At 70.6% G+C, this 18307-nt stretch carries 20 protein-coding genes; 7 read left to right on the top strand and 13 right to left on the bottom strand.

Annotated elements, in window-relative coordinates:
• Positions 1–8 precede the first annotated feature (8 nt).
• The 9 genes from A0130_13720 to A0130_13680 all read right to left on the bottom strand — a co-directional run bounded on the left by A0130_13720 (position 9) and on the right by A0130_13680 (position 8196).
• The gene (locus A0130_13720) at positions 9–1172 is read right to left on the bottom strand and encodes a 4-hydroxybenzoate 3-monooxygenase (GenBank protein ID ANF32586.1); all 1164 of its coding nucleotides are present in this window, start codon (positions 1170–1172) and stop codon (positions 9–11) included.
• A gap of 99 nt (positions 1173–1271) precedes the next feature.
• On the bottom strand, positions 1272–1745 hold the full coding sequence (locus tag A0130_13715) for a hypothetical protein (GenBank protein ANF32585.1): 474 nt from the start codon (positions 1743–1745) through the stop codon (positions 1272–1274).
• Between the two features lie 353 nt (positions 1746–2098).
• Positions 2099–2944: a short-chain dehydrogenase gene (locus A0130_13710; GenBank protein ANF32584.1), complete on the bottom strand. Its 846-nt coding sequence runs from the start codon at positions 2942–2944 to the stop codon at positions 2099–2101.
• A gap of 38 nt (positions 2945–2982) precedes the next feature.
• Positions 2983–3837: an RpiR family transcriptional regulator gene (locus tag A0130_13705; GenBank protein ANF32583.1), complete on the bottom strand. Its 855-nt coding sequence runs from the start codon at positions 3835–3837 to the stop codon at positions 2983–2985.
• 62 nt (positions 3838–3899) lie between these two features.
• Positions 3900–5111, bottom strand: a complete 1212-nt coding sequence (locus tag A0130_13700) for a hypothetical protein (protein ID ANF33448.1) — start codon at positions 5109–5111, stop codon at positions 3900–3902.
• Positions 5112–5116: 5 nt separating this feature from the next.
• Positions 5117–5878 (bottom strand): ectoine/hydroxyectoine ABC transporter ATP-binding protein EhuA, encoded by a 762-nt coding sequence (locus A0130_13695; GenBank protein ANF32582.1) that lies wholly within the window; start codon positions 5876–5878, stop codon positions 5117–5119.
• The gene (locus A0130_13690; protein ID ANF33447.1) at positions 5875–6768 is read right to left on the bottom strand and encodes an ABC transporter permease; all 894 of its coding nucleotides are present in this window, start codon (positions 6766–6768) and stop codon (positions 5875–5877) included. Before A0130_13690 ends, A0130_13695 begins: the two co-directional genes overlap by 4 nt.
• Before the next feature lie 41 nt (positions 6769–6809).
• On the bottom strand, positions 6810–7718 hold the full coding sequence (locus A0130_13685) for a hypothetical protein (GenBank protein ANF33446.1): 909 nt from the start codon (positions 7716–7718) through the stop codon (positions 6810–6812).
• A gap of 280 nt (positions 7719–7998) precedes the next feature.
• On the bottom strand, positions 7999–8196 hold the full coding sequence (locus A0130_13680; protein ANF32581.1) for a hypothetical protein: 198 nt from the start codon (positions 8194–8196) through the stop codon (positions 7999–8001).
• Positions 8197–8244: 48 nt separating this feature from the next.
• On the opposite strand from A0130_13680, the gene A0130_13675 reads away from it, so the two are divergent.
• Genes A0130_13675 through A0130_13660 form a run of 4 tightly spaced genes read left to right on the top strand, consistent with a single transcriptional unit; the run spans position 8245 to position 10049 of the window.
• Positions 8245–8583, top strand: coding sequence for a transcriptional regulator (locus tag A0130_13675; protein ANF32580.1), 339 nt, complete (start codon positions 8245–8247; stop codon positions 8581–8583).
• A 1-nt stretch (position 8584) separates the two neighbouring features.
• Positions 8585–9241: a deaminase gene (locus tag A0130_13670; protein ANF32579.1), complete on the top strand. Its 657-nt coding sequence runs from the start codon at positions 8585–8587 to the stop codon at positions 9239–9241.
• Positions 9242–9256: 15 nt separating this feature from the next.
• Positions 9257–9733 (top strand): ATPase, encoded by a 477-nt coding sequence (locus tag A0130_13665; protein ID ANF32578.1) that lies wholly within the window; start codon positions 9257–9259, stop codon positions 9731–9733.
• A gap of 52 nt (positions 9734–9785) precedes the next feature.
• Positions 9786–10049 (top strand): hypothetical protein, encoded by a 264-nt coding sequence (locus A0130_13660; GenBank protein ANF32577.1) that lies wholly within the window; start codon positions 9786–9788, stop codon positions 10047–10049.
• A 10-nt stretch (positions 10050–10059) separates the two neighbouring features.
• Here the strand turns inward: A0130_13660 and A0130_13655 are convergent, their stop codons facing one another.
• On the bottom strand, positions 10060–10485 hold the full coding sequence (locus A0130_13655) for a hypothetical protein (GenBank protein ANF32576.1): 426 nt from the start codon (positions 10483–10485) through the stop codon (positions 10060–10062).
• 122 nt (positions 10486–10607) lie between these two features.
• Here A0130_13655 and A0130_13650 point away from each other — a divergent pair, with 122 nt between their 5' ends.
• Complete coding sequence (locus tag A0130_13650; GenBank protein ID ANF32575.1) at positions 10608–11714, top strand: hypothetical protein; 1107 nt, start codon at positions 10608–10610, stop codon at positions 11712–11714.
• A gap of 193 nt (positions 11715–11907) precedes the next feature.
• On the opposite strand, the gene A0130_13645 is transcribed toward A0130_13650, so the two are convergent.
• The 3 genes from A0130_13645 to A0130_13635 are packed head-to-tail and all read right to left on the bottom strand — an operon-like array spanning position 11908 to position 15393.
• Complete coding sequence (locus A0130_13645; protein ANF33445.1) at positions 11908–14514, bottom strand: glucosidase; 2607 nt, start codon at positions 14512–14514, stop codon at positions 11908–11910.
• A gap of 8 nt (positions 14515–14522) precedes the next feature.
• Positions 14523–14753, bottom strand: a complete 231-nt coding sequence (locus A0130_13640) for a hypothetical protein (GenBank protein ID ANF32574.1) — start codon at positions 14751–14753, stop codon at positions 14523–14525.
• A 10-nt stretch (positions 14754–14763) separates the two neighbouring features.
• Positions 14764–15393, bottom strand: coding sequence for an AcrR family transcriptional regulator (locus A0130_13635; protein ID ANF32573.1), 630 nt, complete (start codon positions 15391–15393; stop codon positions 14764–14766).
• A 59-nt stretch (positions 15394–15452) separates the two neighbouring features.
• Between A0130_13635 and A0130_13630 the strand changes: the two genes are divergently transcribed.
• Both A0130_13630 and A0130_13625 read left to right on the top strand, forming a co-directional pair.
• Positions 15453–16997, top strand: coding sequence for a Puromycin resistance protein pur8 (locus A0130_13630; GenBank protein ANF32572.1), 1545 nt, complete (start codon positions 15453–15455; stop codon positions 16995–16997).
• Between the two features lie 127 nt (positions 16998–17124).
• Positions 17125–18294, top strand: a complete 1170-nt coding sequence (locus A0130_13625) for a hypothetical protein (GenBank protein ANF32571.1) — start codon at positions 17125–17127, stop codon at positions 18292–18294.
• Positions 18295–18307: the final 13 nt, after the last annotated feature.

Raw genomic sequence — 18307 nt, 5'->3', positions numbered from 1 at the left:
GTTCCACCTCAGAAGGGAAGGCCCGCGTACTGCTCGGCGAGCGCCGCCTGAGCGTGACGGGACCCGGTCGTGTACTCCAGCTGCCCCACCTGGCTGCGGTACCGGAAGGCGCGGGTCGACGCATCCTCGATCTCCCGGTGCACGTGCAGCATCTCCGTCATCCACTGCGAGAACTGCTGCACCTTCCACTGCCGGGCCAGGGCCGCCGCGCTGTAGCGGGCCAGGAGGGACGGGTCACCCCGGTAGGACGCGGCGATGGACCGGCCGAGAAGGGTGACGTCGGCGATGGCGGAGTTGAGCCCCTTGGCGCCGGTCGGCGGCACGATGTGGCCCGCGTCGCCCGCCAGGAACAGCCGCCCGTATTGGAGCGTCGAGGCGACGAAGCTGCGCATCGGCGTGATCGACTTCTCCGTGATCGTCCCCTCGTACAGCGTCCAGCCGTCGACGCCGAGCCGGTTCTGGAGCTGGTCCCAGATCCGGTCGTCTGACCACTCGTCGATGGTCTCCGACGGATCCACCTGGAGGTAGAGCCGCGACACCTGCGGCGAACGCATGGAATGCATGGCGAAGCCGTCGGGATGCAGCGCGTAGATCAGGTCGTCGGTCGACGGCGCCACATCGGCCAGGATGCCGAGCCAGGCGTACGGGTAGCCGCGCTCCAGCGCGGTGACGCCGGGAATGGCCGGACGGCAGACGCCGTGGTAGCCGTCCGCGCCGACGACGAGGTCGCAGTCGATGCGCTCGCCGTCGCCCGTGAGGAGGTACGGCGCGTCGGTGTCGATATCGCGGGGGCTCACGCCCTCCACCTCGAAGCGGACGTCGGAGCCGAGACGGTCGTGCTCCGCCAGCAGGTGCGCCACGAGGGCCTGCTGGCCGTAGACGGTGACCGTGCGGCCGACCAGGTCCACGAAGTCGAGGTGATGACGCGTGCCCTCGTACTGCAGGTAGATGCCGTGATGGGTGAGTCCGCGCGCCTCCAGGTCGGCATCGAGCCCGAGGTCGCGCAGGATGTCGACGGAGCCCTGCTCGAGCACCCCGGCGCGGATGCGCCCGAGCACGTACTCGCGGCTCTTCTGCTCGAGGATGACGAAGTCGATGCCCGCACGGCGCAGGATGTGGCCGAGGAGGAGCCCCGCGGGACCCGCTCCGACGATGGCGACCTGGGTGCGCATGCTCTGCCTCTCACGACGTCGGGAAGGTGTGTCCATGCTCGCCGCGCCGGGAGGCGTGCGCGGACGGGTTTCCGTCCAGTGGAAGACGAATCCCGTCCCCTACGGCGCGGCCGACCGCAGGGCGTCCGTGATCCCGCGGGCCGCCATTCGCACGCCCAGCGCGAATTGCGGCTCGTCCTTGCGCTCCGCGTGCGCGATGATCGAGACCGCCGCGACGACCTCGCCGCCCGCATCCCGGATCGGCGCCGCGACGGAGAACGCGCCGCGCGTCAGCTCCTCGACCGTGACCGAGAGGCCGGTCGCCCGGATCTCCGCCAGGCGCGACCGCAGTTCCCGTTCGCCCGTCATCGTGTTGGGCAGGAACTTCCGCGGTCCGGCGGCGACGACCGCGTCGAAGACCTCGGGCCGCGAGTGCGCGAGCAGCACCAGCCCCACGCCCGTCGCGTGCAAGGGCAGCTCGGTGCCGACGTCGCTGATGACCGGGACGGCGCCGCGACCGGAGAGACGATCCAGGTAGACCGCGCCGAGGCCGTCCCGGATCGCGAGGTGGACGTGCTCCCCCGTCGCCTCCAAAAGATCGTCCAGGTACGGGCGCGCCACCTCGCGCAGCCGCCGCGCAGTCGGCTGTCGAGCGCCGAGTCGCCAGAGCCGGATGCCGACGCGGTAGCGGCCGTCCTCCCGCGGACCAGACCACCCCAGTCGACCCACTCGGACAGCAGTCGGTGCGTCGTCGAGACCGGCAGGGCGGCGCGGCGGGACACCTCGCTCAGCGTGAGCTCGTCGCCACGCTCGAAGGCGTCGGCGATCGCGAAGACCCGAGCGGCGACGCTCCGGTGATCCGCTGCCCCTCCCGCCATGCCGTCAGCCTAGATCAGACCCCGGACCCGCTCGGGCTGATCAGCCGTCCGGGGGCACGGCCGGCTGATTCAGGCTCCGGCGATCCAATGGCGGGTGACGTTCTGCACGTGCGAGCCGTCCAGATCGCTCAGCTTGATGCCCGCGAACTTCCGGGCCGCCTCGGACGTCTGGATGCGAGCAGCCGGATCCGGGTCGGCCAGGGCCGCGACGATCGCCTCGGCCACGCCGTCGGCGGTCTGAGCGGCAGCGGGATCGAAGGCGGCGGCGGTCCGGGCGAGGTACGCGTCCAGGAGGCCGGCATACGGAGTCCCCTGCACCGGCAGCGGCTCCTGCGCCTGCACGTTCGAGACGAACTCCGTGCTCACGGCTCCCGGCTCCACGACCGTCACCCGCACTCCCAGGGCGGACGCGACGGGCGCCAGCGACTCCATGAAGCCTTCGACGGCGAACTTCGCTGCGCAGTACGCCTCGTTGAAAGGCTGCCCGACGACGCCGCCGACGCTCGAGACGGTGATGAGCCGACCGCCGGCCTCCCGCAGGAGGGGCAGTGCGGCCTTGGTCACCGCGACGACGCCGAAGAAGTTGACCTCCATCACCGAGCGGACGGCCGCAAGGGACTCGACCTCGATGCTGCCGAGGTGGCCGGCGCCGGCGTTGTTCACCACGGCGTCGAGACGGCCGTACGTCGACCGCAGGTACGCGAAGCAGGCCTCGATCGAGTCCGGATCGGTCACATCCAGGGCGTGGATGTCGGGCTCCACCCCCGCCGCCTCGGACGCCGCCCGCAAGGGACCGGCCCTCCCCGTGTCCCTCATGGTCGCGACGACGCGGAAGCCCCGCTGCGCCGCATGGACGGCGGTCGCGAGACCGATGCCGGAGGAGGTGCCCGTGACGAGCACGACGGATTCGCTCATGTCCGCATTCTGCACCCGCCGCCGCCGCTCACGGACGCTCAGTACAGGCCGAGCTCATCCGCCACGCGGTCGGTGGCGGCCATGCGTTCCGTCGCGACGCTCCCCAGTCGCTCCAGGACTCCCGCCACGACCGTCTCGACCAGAGCGAGCACGGGAGTCAGGGCGTCGAACGGCGACGGCGCCGCCGTCTCGCTCGGCAGCACCACATCCGCATCGGACGCGATCGGCGACAGCCAGGCATCCGTGAAGAGGATGACCGGCAGGTGATCGCGGTGCGCCTGCGCGGCGAGGGCGAGGAGGTGCGGCTCATAGCGCCGGTAGTCGAAGACCACGAGGAGATCGTGCCGCGTGAGATCCGCGGCCTGGGCGGCGCGCGCCGACGGCTCGGGAGCGAGCACGGACACCCCCGGGCGGAGCTGCTGCAGGTGCTGCGCGAGCAGCTGACCCAGCAGTCCGCTGTAGCGTCCACCCGCGACGAAGACGCGGCGGGCGTCGGCGAGCAGGGCGATCGAGCGGTCCAGATCGTGAGGGACCAGCCGCTCGAACGTTCGCTGCAGCGTCCCGACCGCGATCTCGGCGGCACGCTCGACGAGGTCGACGCGGGGATCGCCCGGGACCTCGCCGCGCGCGTAGATCGTGCTCGGCGACGCCGACCGCTCGTCCAGATCCTCGCGGAGCGCACGCTGGAAGTCCGGGAACCCCGTATAGCCGAGCCGCGTGACGAATCGGACGACCGTGGGCCCACTGACCCCGGACCGCTCGGCAAGCCGGGCCACCGTCTCGAACCCGGCCGACGGATAGGAGGCCAGCAGCACGCGCGCGACCTTGCGCTCGGCGGGCGAGCACTCCCCCATCCGCTGCCGGATCGACTCGGCCACCCCGGGCTGCGACATGCCTCCACCTCCGGCTCCGACAGTAGCGGGTCCGGTCACCGTGGATGCCGTGGACGAGCTGTTCACGGTGTCCCCGCGCGCGCCCCGCGCAGGATCAGTCCGCAGAGCAGCGCCACCCGATCGGGCACCCCTGCGAGATCCAGCCACTCGGCCGGCGAGTGGTCGCCGCCCCCGACCGGGCCGACGCCGTCGAGCACCGGGATGCCGCCCGCTGCGACGAAGTTGGCGTCGGACGCCCCGCCGGTCGCAGCGCCGCGGAGCGGGAGGCCGAGCTCGCCACCGAGCTGCTGCGCGAGCGCCAGGAGCCGGCCGGTGGATGCCGCTTCGAGCGGCGGGCAGACGTCGTCCCGCACCACCGAGATCACGGCCCCGGCGACCGCGGGTGCGGCCGCCCGGCGGTCGATGGCGTCGAGGACGGCCACGAGGTCGGCGCGACGCTCGGCGCGCACCTCGACGGAGAGGCTCGCCTCGGCGGCCACCACGTTGGAGCGGGTTCCCGCCTCCAGCCGTCCGACGTTCACCGTCAGACCCTCCCGCGATCCGGAGAGCGCCTGCAGCTCGACGGTCAAGTGCGCCGCTTCGAGCGCCGCGTTGATTCCGCGCTGCGGCTCGACGCCGGAGTGGGCGGCGCGCCCCTCGACCTGGACGCGCACCTCGGCGATGCCCTTGCGCGCGGCGACCAGGTCTCCGTTCTCGCGCGCCGACTCCATGCACAGCGCGATGTCCGCCTCTGTCGCCAGCGAGTGCAGGATCTCACGGCTGGCGGGAGACCCCACCTCCTCGTCCGGCGTGAAGGCGACGATGAGCTCCCCGAAGTCGTCGCGCCCGGACGAAGCCAGGGTGCGGATCGCGTGGAGCGTGGCCGCGACCCCGGCCTTGTCGTCGCAGACACCGGGGCCGAAGGCTCGCGCCCCCTCCTCCCGGTACGGCCGCGCGACCGCCGTCCCCCGCGGGAAGACCGTGTCGAGGTGCGCGAACACCAGCACCACCCCCGTTCCGCTGCCCTGCCTGCGGCCCACGACGACCGCCCCGAAGCGCTGCCCTGCGACGGCCGGGGTGGGTACGGATTCGACCGAGAAGCCGCACGCGCTGAGGCTGCGGGCCGCCCACTCACCGGCCCGGTCCACGCCCGCGCGATCCATCGAGCCCGAGTCGATTCCGACCAGGTGGGCGAGATCGGCCCGGAACGACGGCATCGCGGCGGCGGCCGCATCCCTGAGTGCGAGGAGTTCGGTGCTGGTGAGACGCGGCCCGGCCGGAACGGTGTCCGTCATGCCGCTCACAGCACCTTCGACAGGAAGGCCCGCGTGCGCGCCTCCTGCGGCTCGACCAGCACCTGCTGCGGGGTCCCCGACTCGACCACCACGCCGCCGTCCATGAAGACGGCCGTGTCGGCGACTTCGCGCGCGAACCCGGTCTCGTGCGTGACGACGATCATCGTCATCCCGGACTCGGCGAGTCCCCGCATCACGTCGAGAACCTCCCCGACCAGCTCGGGGTCGAGGGCACTCGTGGGCTCGTCGAAGAGCATCAGCTCGGGATCCATCGCGAGCGCCCGAGCGATGGCGACGCGCTGCTGCTGGCCCCCGGAGAGCGCGGACGGGTACTGTCCGGCCTTCGCGCCGAGGCCCACCTGTTCCAGGAGCTCCATCGCCTTGGCCCGCGCCTCCACCCTCGGCCGGCGGAGCACCTGGATCTGCGCCTCCACCACGTTCTCGGCCGCAGTCATGTGCGGGAAGAGGTTGAAGCGCTGGAACACCATGCCGACACGCCGTCGCTGCGCGGCCGCCTCGCGCTCGCGAAGCTCGAACAGCTTGCCGCCGCGTTCCGCATAGCCGACCGTCTCACCGTCGACCCGGATGCGGCCGGCGTCCGGCCGCTCCAGGTGGTTGATGCAGCGGAGGAACGTCGACTTGCCCGAGCCGCTGGGACCGAGCAGGCAGGCGACCTGTCCCCGCTCCACCTCGAGCGAGATCCCCTTCAGCACCTCCAGGGCGCCGAAGCGCTTGCGGACGTCCTCCGCCTGCACCATCGCGCTCATCGGTCGGCTCCCTTCCAGAGGCCGGCGATCCGGTCGGCGAGGCTCGGCCGGTGCGCCACGACGCCGCGCCCGAAACGCCTCTCCAACCACATCTGCGGGATGGTGAGGATGCTCGTCAGGATCAGGTACCAGATCCCGGCCACGATCAGCAGCGGGATGATCTTGAAGTTCTGCGCGTACGCGGTCTGGATGTTGCTCATCAGGTCGTGGCCGGCGATCACCGCCACCAGCGACGTCGTCTTCAGCATCGTGATCACCTCGTTGCCCATGGGGGGCACGATCATCCGCATCGCCTGCGGGAGGACGACTCGGCGCAACGTCGTGCCCGACGTCATGCCGAGCGCGTGCGCCGCCTCCGTCTGGCCGGGATCGACGGCCAGGATGCCCGCGCGGACGATCTCGCCCGCGTACGCCATCTCGTTCAGCCCGAGGGCGAGGAGTGCCGCGACGGTCGCCGGGATGAGGTCTGCCGTCGAGACCGACCAGAACTGGATGCTCGTGAACGGGATGCCGATCACGAGCTTCGGGATGAACGCGCCGATGAAGCCCCAGAAGATCAGCTGGAGGAGCACCGGCGTTCCGCGGAACACCCAGACGAAGAGGCCGCTCACGACCCGCAGCACCGGGTTCGGCGAGAGCCGCATGACGGCGATGACGATGCCGCCCGCCAGCCCGATCGCCATGGCGGCGATCGTCAGGTAGATGGTCGTCGCGAGACCGCTCAGAGTGGTCGGGGCGAACAGGTACGCGCCGACCGTCGGCCAGTCCAGGGTCGGGTTCTGGGCGAAGCCGATCACGAAGAGCGCCGAGGCCACCCCGACGACGATCGCCGCGATCCATCGACCCGGGTGACGCAGCGGGACGGTCTGGATGGGCGCGATCGGCCGCACGGCGTCGTGCCGCGGCGGGAGCGCGGTGTGCGGTGCGGTCGTCACTGCTGCTTCGCCCCGTTGATCGTGGCCTTCGGAACCGCGATCCCGGCGACACCGTAGTGGTCGAGGATCTTGCCGTAGGTGCCGTCGTCCATGAGGGACTGCAGGGCCCCCTGGATGGCGTCCGCCAGCTTGTCTCCCTTCATGACGCCGATGCCGTTGAGCGTGGCGTCGTAGCCGGTGGGCGCCGCGGGGTCCTCGACGACCTGGAAGGTCTTCCCGTCGTTCGTCGACTTGGCGACGTAGCCGGCGCTCGGCTTCGTCGCGACACTGGCGACGACCTTGCCGCTGGTGATGGCGAGCTGGCCGTCGGAGTCCTTGGGGAACTCGGACAGCGCGATCGGCTTCTTGCCCTTGGCGCTGCACTCGTCCTGCCAGGTCGCGACGAGCTCCACCTGCTTCGTCCCGCTCTGTGCAGCGACCGGCTTGCCGCACAGATCGAGGAACGTGCGGATCTTGTCGGGGTTGCCCTTCTTCACGAGGATGCCGGTGCCGGAGGCGGAGTAATCGACGAAGTCGAGCACGTCCATCCGGGCGACGCTCGAGGTCATGGCGGACATCGCGGCCTGGAACTTGCCCGCCTGCATCGCGGGGATGATGCCGTCGAACGTCTGCTGCGCGAACTGGAGCTTCACACCGAGCTTCGCCCCGATCGCCTGGCCGAGGTCGTAGTCGACTCCGGTGATGGTGTCGCTGCCCTCGGACGCGTAGAACTCGAACGGCGCGTAGGGGACGTCCGAGGCGACGGCAACGGTGCCGGCGTCCACGTACTTCTGCGGGAGGAGGGCGCGAGCCGCCTTGTCGACGGAGATGCTGACGCCGTCGACGGTGACGGATGCGGCGGCGGCCGGTTCGGCCGCTCCGGTCGAGGAGCATCCGACGACGGTCGCCGACAGAGCGGCGAGCACGATCGTCGCGGCGCTGAGACGAAGAGGTGTGCGGAACGAAGGAGCCACGGGCGGGCCTTTCCTTGGTCGGGATGAGGGACTCCGCCAGCTTGTAACAAACGTTTCTATTTGTCTAGATTTTTCTTGATTTGTAATCCCCGGTACGTCGGTGCGCCCGCTGCGGCGGGAGCCAGTAGAAGAGGATCAGGAACGCGAACACCACGATCCCGCCGATCGGCAGGAAGTCGAACATCACGTGGTGGTTGGCCCAGACCAGGCCGATCAGCAGGAACGTGACGACCTAGGCCAGATACGACGGCCAGAGCTGCAGCAGCTCGTCGAGCAGATGCGCCGCGTCCGACGGCACGTGGATCTCGAGAATGAGCAGCGTGATCGCGATGGCGAAGACCCCGTCACTGAACGCCTCGACGCGGCCGGTTCCCGGCAGACGGACCTCCACGTCGACATTCTGGTGGTGCCCTTCGACGGAGTGCAACATCTCATCCGGCTCTTGCTTTCCGACCCCGAGACCTCCATAGTTAGGTATGTGCCTAACTATTCCGTCGAGCTGGATGCCGTGCTGCGGGCCCTCGCCGATCCGACGCGACGCGCGGTCGTCGAGCGGCTCGCGAAGGCACCGGCGATCGTCTCCGAGCTCGCGGAGCCGTTCCCCATGGCGCTGCCCTCCTTCTTGCAGCACCTCGGCATCCTCGAGCGGGCCGGCGTCGTCGTCTCCGAGAAGCACGGCCGCGTCCGCACGGTCAGCCTGCGCCCGGGAGCGCTCGACGTCCTCCACGTCTGGCTCGGCGAGCAGCGCACGCCCGCCGAGCGTCAAGCCGACCAGCTCGGCATCCACCTCATCCGCACCGCTCCGAAGGAGTACTGACATGACACGCGTCCGCATGGACCTCTTCGCCTCACTCGACGGCTATACGCCGAAACCCGAGGGCGCCACGCCCCAGGAGCCCATGGGTCCCGACTGGGGCCGTCTCACCGCAGCCTGGGCGGGCACCCGCACCTTCCACGAGAAGATCTTCGGCGACACTGCGGGTGCCGGAACGACCGGCGTCGACGATGCATACGCCAGGGCCTTCTTCGAGAACATCGGCGCCGAGATCATGGGCGCCGGGATGTTCGGCCTCCACGCGTTCCCCGACGACCCCGAGTGGAAGGGATGGTGGGGCGACCGGCCGCCGTTCGGGACGCCCGTGTACGTGCTCACGCACAGTGCGCAGCGGCCTCCCATCGACATGGAGGGCGGGACGACGTTCCACTTCCGCGACACCTCGGTCGAGGAGGTGCTGGCCGAGGCGACGGAGGCCGCGTCCGCGTCGGGGAAGGACGTCCGGATCGGCGGCGGCTATGAGACCGCGCGCTCTTTCCTCCGCGCCGGGCTGGTCGACGACCTGCACCTGATGGTCGCCCCAATCTTCCTGGGCCGCGGACATCGGCTCTTCGATGACCTCGCCGGGTTCGACTCCGCCTACACCGTGACGTCGGAGGTCGCCGAGACCGGCGTGATCCACGTCACCCTCACCCGCTAGAGGCAGGGGGCACGGATGATGACAGAACGACGGATCGCGCGCTCCGGCTTCTCGTTGAGCCGCGACTACCCCGCACCGATCGAGCGCGTGTGGGACGCGTTCGCCGATGAGGACGAGAAGCTCCGCTGGTGGGGCGCCGGCGACGCGATGGAGGAGGCCCGCGAGTGGGCGTTCGACTTCCGCGTCGGCGGCCGCGACATCGCCGAGGCGAAGTTCCACAACGGACCGGTGTCCCGCTATGTGGCCACCTACACCGACATCGTCGAGCACAACCGCATCGTGACCACGTACGACATGTGGCTGGACGGCGACCACATGTCCACCTCGGTGGCCTCGCTCGAGTTCGAACCGGTCGACGGCGGAACGCGGTACACCCACACCGAGCACGGCGTCTTCTTCGACCGGTTCTGGGACGACGGAGACGGGCGCGAGCAGGGCACGAAGGGCCTGATCGAGACGCTCGGCCGCTACCTCGCGACGGGTTCGCGCTGACCGGTCCCGTCTCCCGCTTCCCGCGGAGGGCGACCGACGCCATACTGACCGCATGAGCGACACGGGGCGGGGCGCATCGGGTGGGAACAGGTTCGTCGAGTTCCTCAAACGCAAATGGCTCGCCATCGTGCTGGTCGTCCTGCTCATCGTCATCGCGATTCAGAACGGGGTGGGAGGCGATAAGGCGACCATCTTCGTGCTGTGGGGTCAGGTGCAGCTGCCGACGTGGCTCCTGGTGCTGATCGTCTTCGTCATCGGGGGGATCACCGGCTGGGTGCTCGCCCGCAACCGCGCGGCCCGCAAGGCGCGCCGCTGATCGGCTCGCGTCACCCGCGGGTCGCGACCTGCGCGCGGTACGACGCCAGGAACGTGCCCGCGTAGAGCGCTGCCGCCACCAGGAAGCCGGTGGCCATCACGTAGGACGCCCAATCGCTCCCGATCGAGATCGTCAGCACCCCGGCGAGGAACGTGATCGCTATCACCACGAGCCCCCACACCGCCAACCGGATGCCGAGCTGCGCCTGCCGGGCGGCGAGGAGCAGCCGGACGGCGATCACGACCAGGCCGATCGCGATCAGCATGTGCAGGATGATGACGACCCAGTCGACGGCCACGGCGAAGCCGCCCTCCGGCTCGCCGATGAGATTGGCGGCCATGCCCAGCAGGTACTGCACGGCCAGCGCGATCAGCGCCTCGCGGGACCGGCGGCGCAGGCGATCGGGCGCGTCGCTCGCAGCGGTGGATGCGGACATGCCGTCCTCCTCGTGGTTGCGGATCGGCTGCGGTCGGGGACATTCTGCTCCGTCGGGGCGCGTCCGGGGAGAGCGGATCCGTTTGAATGGACTCGACCGCCGAACCGCCCAGAGGGAGCAGCATGCGCACCAGAACCGCCGTCGTCGTCGGAACGGGAGTCGCAGGGGCGTCGACCGCGTTCGCCCTCAGCCGGCACGGTGTCGCCGCCACGCTCGTGGATGCCGAGCTCACCGGCCAGGCGACAGCCGCGGGGGCGGGGATCATCCAGCCGTGGAGCTCCGCCGCCGACGGGGCCTTCTACGACCTGTACGCCGCGGGCGCCGACTTCTACCCCGAGCTGATCGCGCAGCTGTCCGCGGTCGGGGTGCCCGACATCGGCTACCGGCGGTCCGGAGCGCTCGTCGTCAACCGCGACGCCGCCGTCATCGACGAGGTGGAGGATCGGCTCGCCGCGCGTAGGACCACGGCCGCCGCGATGGGCGACGTCACCCGGGTCTCCGCGGAACGCGCCCGCGAGTTGTTCCCTCCCCTGGGTGACGGCTTCGCGGGCATCCACATCGCTGGCGGGGCGCGCGTGGACGGACGGGCGCTGCGGGCCGGGCTCCTCGCGGGCGCGCGGGCGCTCGGGGCGTCCGTCGTACCGGGCACGGCGGCCGTGTCCCCGACCGACGCCGGTGGATGGTCGGTGCGGGTGGACGGGCGCGCCCTCGAGGCGGACGCCCTGGTCCTCGCCACCGGCGCCTGGACCGACCGCGTGCTCGAGCCGTTCGGCCGCCGCGTGGGGGTGGAGCCGCAGCGGGGCCAGATCACCCACCTCCGGGTCGGTTCCGCGGACACGCGTGACTGGCCCTCCGTAAATCCCGTCGCCAGCCACTACCTCGTCGCGTTCGACGACTCCCGCGTCGCCGTCGGCGCCACCCGGGAGACCGGCAGCGGCTTCGACCCGCGCGTCACCGCCGAGGGCCAGCGCCAGGTGCTGGAGAACGCCCTCGCGGTCGCGCCGGGACTCGCGGACGCGACCCTGATCGAGACCCGCGTGGGCCTCCGCCCGCTCCCGAACGGCGAGCTACCCACGGTCGGCGCCCTCGACGGCGTCGACGGCGTCTACCTCAACGCCGGCTTCGGCGCGGCCGGGCTGACGATGGGCCCGCTCGTCGGCGACCTGCTCGCGGCGGCCGTCGTCGATCAGTCGGCCGATTCGCTCTCCCGGTATTTGTCCAATTCGTAGACCGGAAGGCGGACAACCCCGCGGAAGAAGACCGTCCGGATCTTCCCCGCTGCGATCAGCCGGTGGACGGCCAGCTCCGAGATCCCCAGGTATGCGGCGGCCTTCTGGGGCAGCAGCAGAACAGGTTCGTCCATGCAGGGAAGCTAACCGCCGCACCTGTGAATGCACGCTCCCGGTCGTATGAACCGAACCGCTATCGTCCGCGCCTCCGGGTCAGGATGAGATGCGCCACCATCGCCGTCCATCCGGTCTGGTGGGAGGCGCCCAGCCCCTGACCGGTGTCGCCGTCGAAGTACTCGTAGAAGAGGATGTTGTCGCGCCACCGCGGATCGGTGGAGAGCAGCGGGTAGCGCGCATCCGACGGCCGGACACCGTCCTCGCCCGGCAGGAACAGCGAGATCAGACGCCGCGAGAGGTCGGCCGCCGCCTGGCCGGGCGTCATCGCCGTCCCCGAGCCGAGCGGATCCTCGATCCGGACGCCGGTCTCGCCGTGGGACTCGTACTGCCTCAGGGATGCGATCAGCAGCGCGTTGAGCGGGAACCACACCGGTCCGCGCCAGTTCGAGTTGCCCCCGAAGAGCGCGGAGGTGGACTCGGCGGGCTCGTAGTCGACCGACGCCTCGACTCCCCCGACCTCCACGACGAATGGATGCTCCCGGTGGTACGCGGAGACGCCCCGGATGCCGTGGTCGCTCAGCAGCGCCGCCGGGTCGAACACCTCCTTCAGGACGCTCGTCAGCCGCTCCGGCGACACCAGAGCGAGCAGATAGGTCGCTCGCGCGCCGAACCGCCGCGGGTGGAAGGCCGCCCCCAGCTCCGGGTGCCTGTCGAGGTACCGACGCAGGATCGCACGGAACTCGGGAAGGGTGCTGATCCCCGGGTCGTCGAACGACAGGGACGCCACCACCGGGACCAGCCCCACCAGGGAGCGCACCTTCAAGGGGACGTCGCGACCGTCCGCCAGGTGCAGGACGTCGTAGAAGAACGCGTCGTCCTCGTCCCACATCCCGGAGCCGTTGGCGGAGGCGGCGATCCGCAGGAACTGCTCGGCGAACTTCACGGCGATGTCCTCGTACACGTCGTCCGAGCGGGCCAGCCGCAGGGCGATCTCCAGGAGGTCGAGCGCGTACGCGGCCATCCATCCTGTCGCATCCGCCTGCTCCAGGATGCCGACGCTCGGGGAGAGCGTCGACCGGTTCAGCGGCGCGATGTTGTCGAGGCCCATGAAGCCGCCCTCGAACAGGTCGTCGTCATCGGCGTCCTTGCTGTTCGTCCACCAGGTGTAGTTCATCAGCAGCTTGTGCAGGACGCGGGCGAGGAACCGCTCGTCCGTCCCGCCGTCGATGAGGAACACCTGGAGGGCCGCCCAGGCGTGGGTCGGCGGATTGACGTCCGAGAAGTTCCACTCGTAGGCGGGCAGCTGGCCGTCCGGGTGCATGTACCACTCGCGGAGCAGCAGGATGAGCTGGGCCTTGGCGAAGGCCGGGTCGATGTGCGCCATGGTCACGCAGTGGAAGGCGAGGTCCCAGGAGGCGAACCAGGGGTACTCCCACGGGTCGGGCATGAGGATGACGTCGTCGGCGTCGAAGTGCCGCCAGTCGCCATTGCGGACGAGGCCCCGGCCGCTGGGCGGGGTGGGACCGGCGGGATCGCCGTCGAGCCACTTGCTCACGTTGAAGTGGAAGTACTGCTTCGACCACAGCAGACCCGCGAACGCCTGGCGCATCACGCGGGCCTCGTCCGGGTCGGAGGGGCTCCCCGGGATCGCCGCGTAGAAGGCGTCGGCCTCCGCCTTGCGGCGACTCATGACCTCCTCGAAACCGGAGCCGAAGTCCCACGCGTCCGCCTCCGCATCCGGCGCCGCCAGCCGCACCCGGATCTCGCGTGTCTCCCCCGGGCCCAGGGTGAGCTCGTAGTGCAGGGCGCTCTTCGTCCCCACCCGGTCCGGGTTCACCGTCGCGGCGCCGCTCACGACGTGATCGTTGATCCCGTCCTTCGGGTACGGAGGCGAGCCCGCGGCGTTGAAGAGCCGGCCCGTGTTCGTCTCGTTCTCGCAGAACAGGGGGTCCGGTGCGCCGTCGCCGCCGAGGGTCACCGCACCGCCGGGTCCGGTGCCCACGACGTTCGCGCCATCCCACCGCAACTCCGGTTTGGCCACGTCGTAACCCCACGACCACGTGTTGCGGTACCAGAGAGTAGGCAGCACATGGAGGGACGCGGCCTCCGGGCCCGCGTTCTCGACCGTGATGCGCATGAGCAGGTCGTGCGGGCCGGCCTTCGCGTAGTCGACCGTCACCACCCAGTACCGGCCGTCGTCGAAGATCCCGGTGTCGACGAGCTCGTACTCCGGTTCGAGCCGGCCCCGCGCCGCATTCGTCTCGATCAGGTTCTCGTACGGGAAGGCGGCCTGCGGGTAGTGGTACCGCCAGGTGTTCCACGAGTGCGTCGGCGTGCCGTCGAGGTACCACCAGTACTCCTTGACGTCTTCGCCGTGGTTGCCCTGCGGTCCGGTCAGCCCGAACATCCGCTCCTTCAGGATGGGGTCCGTCCCGTTCCACAGGGCGAGCCCGAGGCACCAGTTCTGCCGGAGGTCGCTGAAGGCGGCCATGCCGTCCTCGTTCCAGCGGTATGCGCGACTGCGGGCGTGGTCGTGGGGGAAGAACTCCCAGGCATCCCCATCGGCGCTGTAGTCCTCCCGCACCGTGCCCCAGGCACGTTCGGACACGTACGGTCCCCAGTCCCGCCACGCCGCCGTGCCGTCCTCGGCCTGCTGGAGGCGCTCGGACTCGGCTCCGTGCATGGCGTCGGTCACTCGTCGGCCGCCGGATGCTCCCGCAGCACGTTCCAGCCGTCCGCGGGGAGCACGGTCACCTCGCCGTCGAACCCCGGTGCGTGGGCGAAGAACGTCGCGCCGTCGGAGTCCTCCGCGGGACCGCCGAAGACCGCGAGCAGCTCCTCCCCCGTCGGCGAGCGCAGCACGTAGGCGCGCTTCGGGGTCAGCGTGGTGAGGTCCAGTACCGGCTCCGGCTCCATGCTCATGTGGGTCAGGCTACTGACCTGCCGCCGTCTGCTCCCGCACCCCCGCCGCAGGCAGCAGGATGTCGTCGAGCACGCTGAGCAGGAACGCCCGGTCGACAGGTTTGCGCAGCACCAGCACCCGGTACGACGCCATGGACGGGCCGAGCAGCGCCAGCTGCTCGATGTCGGCGTCGGGCCGGATCTCGCCGCGGTCGGCAGCCCGCTGCAAAAGCTTGCGGTTGATCGCGGCGCGCGGCTCGACGATGGCTGCGTTGACGGCGTCGCCGAACTCCGGATTCTCGGCGAGCATCGAGACGAGGCCGGCCATGACCCGCAGCTTCTTCTCGGCGTCGACGACGTTGTGCGGCTTCATGATGGCAATGAGGTCGCCGCGGAGGGTTCCGGTGTCGGGAAGGTCGGACGGGTCGAGGTCCGACTTCTTCATGCACGCGACCGCCTCGACGACCAGATCGGCCTTCGACGGCCAGCGGCGGTAGACCGTCGCCTTCCCGGCTTTTGCGCGTGCGGCGACCATATCCATGGTCATGCGGTCGTAGCCGACCTCGGCCAGCACATCGAGGGCGGCGTCGAGGATCTCGGGGTCGCGGGTGTGGTCCCGCTTGCGCCCGAGCTTCGTCGCCGGGGCTGAAGTGTCCGTCACGGAATAAAGTCTAGATGAATTTCTGAACAAAAGAGATCCGGAACTTGCCAGTTTCGTATATGCTGACCCCCATGTCGCAGACTTCCCCCTCCTCACCGACGGCCGCACCCGACGCGCCCGCGCCCTCCACCCGGCGCTGGTGGACGCTCGTCACGGTCGCCTTGGCCCAGCTGATGGTCGTGCTCGACTCGACCGTCGCCAACATCGCCTTGCCCTCCGCGCAGGCCGACCTCGGCTTCTCGAACGCCGACCGGCAGTGGGTCGTGACCGCCTACTCCCTCGCCTTCGGCAGCCTCCTTCTGTTCGGCGGCCGCCTCTCCGATCTCATCGGCCGCAAGCGGGCGTTCATCATCGGCCTCATCGGCTTCGCGGGCGCGTCGGCGCTCGGCGGCGCCGCCGGAACGTTCGGGATGCTCGTGGGAGCGCGCGCCCTCCAGGGCGCGTTCGGCGCGCTGCTGGCCCCGACCGCCCTCGCCGTGCTGACCACCACCTTCACCGTGCCGAAGGAGCGCGCCCGCGCGTTCGGCATCTTCGGAGCCATCGCGGGTGCGGGCGGCGCCGTCGGCCTCCTCCTCGGCGGCGTGCTCACCGAGCAGCTCGACTGGCGCTGGAACCTCTACATCAACGTGGTCATCGCCATCGTCGCGATCGTCGGCGCGGCCCTCTTCGTCACCACGGTCCCGCGCAGCGGACCCCGGCCGAAGCTGGACGTCCCCGGGACGCTGCTCGTCTCCGCCGCCCTGTTCTCCCTCGTCTACGGCTTCTCGAACGCCGAGTCCGACGGCTGGGACTCGCCGCTCTCCTGGGCGTTCCTCGCCGCCTCCGGGGTGCTGCTGATCGCCTTCGTGCTGTGGCAGCGCCGGGCCGCGCACCCCCTCCTGCCGCTGCCCATCGTCCTGGACCGCAACCGCGGCGCGTCGTACAGTGCCATCCTCATCGCCGGCGCCGGGATGTTCGGGATCTTCCTCTTCGTCACGTATTACCTCCAGGCCACCCTGCGCTTCACCCCCATCCAGACCGGCCTCGGCTTCCTCCCGATGATCGTGATGCTGGTGCTCGCGGCGCAGCTGTCGACGAACATCTTCGTCCCGCGCTTCGGCCCGAAGGTCATGGTCCCGATCGGCATGACGATCGCCGCATCCGGCATGGTCTACCTGACGCACCTGGGCGTGACGGCGAACTACGCCGCCGACCTCCTGCCGCCGCTCATGATCCTGGGATTCGGGATGGGCTCCACGATGCCCGCGGCCATCCAGACAGCGACGCTCGGGGTGGACCGCCGCTACGCCGGCGTCGCGTCGGCGATGGTCAACACGAGCCAGCAGGTCGGAGGCTCGATCGGCACGGCGCTCCTGAACACACTCGCCGCGACCGCCGCCACCGACTACCTCGCCGCCCACCTGCCCCCGACCCCGTCCGTCGTCGCCGAGGCGGCGGTGCACAGCTACGCCACGGCGTACTGGTGGGGCGCGGGCTTCTTCGCCTTCGGCGCGGTGCTCACCGCCTTCCTGTACCGCCGTCGCTCGGCCGCACCTGCGTCCATCGACCGCGGCGAGGCGTCCGGCGAGCCGACGGACGCGCCGGAGCCGGTGGTGGCTCACTGAGGGCGGCGAGGGGCGCGGAGCGATCCGCGCCCCTCGTGGTTCACGGCGACCTCAGCCGGTGCCCGTCGCGTCACGTTCGACGGGCCGCGGCGAGCGTATGCTCGGGCGACTTCCCTAAGGAGTCGCCATGAATCGGTTTTCGCGTGTCCGGCCGTCGACAGGAGCAGTGGAGCCGATCCGGCAGGCGGGGGCGCACCGCTCCGAGCCGCGAAGCTCCGTCCCGTCGGGGGTGCGTACGGCGTCCGAGTGGTCGTGGCGGCTGCTCACGATCGTCGGGCTGGCGTGGGTCGTGATCCTGCTCGTCGTGCAGTTCCACGAGATCGTCATCGCGCTCCTGGTCGCGCTGCTGGTCACGGCGCTCCTCCAGCCGACGGTGGCCTCGCTCCGGCGGCACGGCTGGCCCAAGTGGCTCGCCATCACGCTCAGCCTGGTGGCCTTCCTCGCCGTCGTCGCGGCGCTGATCGGCCTCGTCGTCTGGCAGGTCCGGGCCGGCCTCCCGCATCTCGAGAAGCAGTCGGCGGCCGCCTACGACCGCGCCCGGGAGGCGCTCCGCCAGCCGCCGTGGAACGTTTCCGACGCCGAGTTCGCCGGGTACATCAAGAACGCGGGCTCCCTCGTGCAGAAGGACGGCGGTGTGCTGCTCGGCGGAGCGCTGCGCGTCGGATCGACGGCCGGGCACATCCTGGCCGGCGCGCTGATCGCGTTGTTCGCGACCATCTTCCTGCTCATCGACGGACGCGGGATCTGGCAGTGGATCACCCGCCTCTTTCCCCGCGGCGGCCGCCCGGCCCTCGACGCCGGCGGGGACGCCGGCTGGCGCACGCTGACGAGCTTCGTGCGCGTCCAGATTCTGGTCGCGGTCGTGAACGGCGTCGGGATCGGCCTGGTCGCCTTCTTCCTCGGGCTCCCCCTGGCCATCCCGATCGGCGTGATCGTGCTGCTGTTCTCCTTCATCCCCGTGATCGGCGCGATCGTGTCCGGCATCATCGCGGTGGCCATCGCCCTGGTATTCGCCGGTCCGGTGCAGGCGATCATCATGCTCGCGGGCGTGCTCCTGGTGCATCTCCTCGAGGCGCACGTGATGCAGCCGCTGCTCGTCGGCGGCGCGGTCAAGGTGCATCCGCTCGCCGTGGTGGTCGGCGTCGCTGCGGGGACCGGCATCGCCGGTGTCCCGGGCGCCCTGTTCGCCGTTCCGCTGATCGCCGTCGCGAACGCCATGATCTCCGCGATGGTCCGGGTGGCCCACGGCACGCTCCCGGCCGATGACCCGGGGCCGGACGCGGTCGAGGCCGGGTAGTACACCGGCCAGC

The sequence above is a fragment of the Leifsonia xyli genome, from assembly GCA_001647635.1.
Lineage (GTDB): Bacteria > Actinomycetota > Actinomycetes > Actinomycetales > Microbacteriaceae > Leifsonia > Leifsonia xyli_A.
The sequence above is the reverse complement of the archived record's forward strand: the minus strand, read 5'-3'. Positions and strand labels throughout refer to the sequence as shown.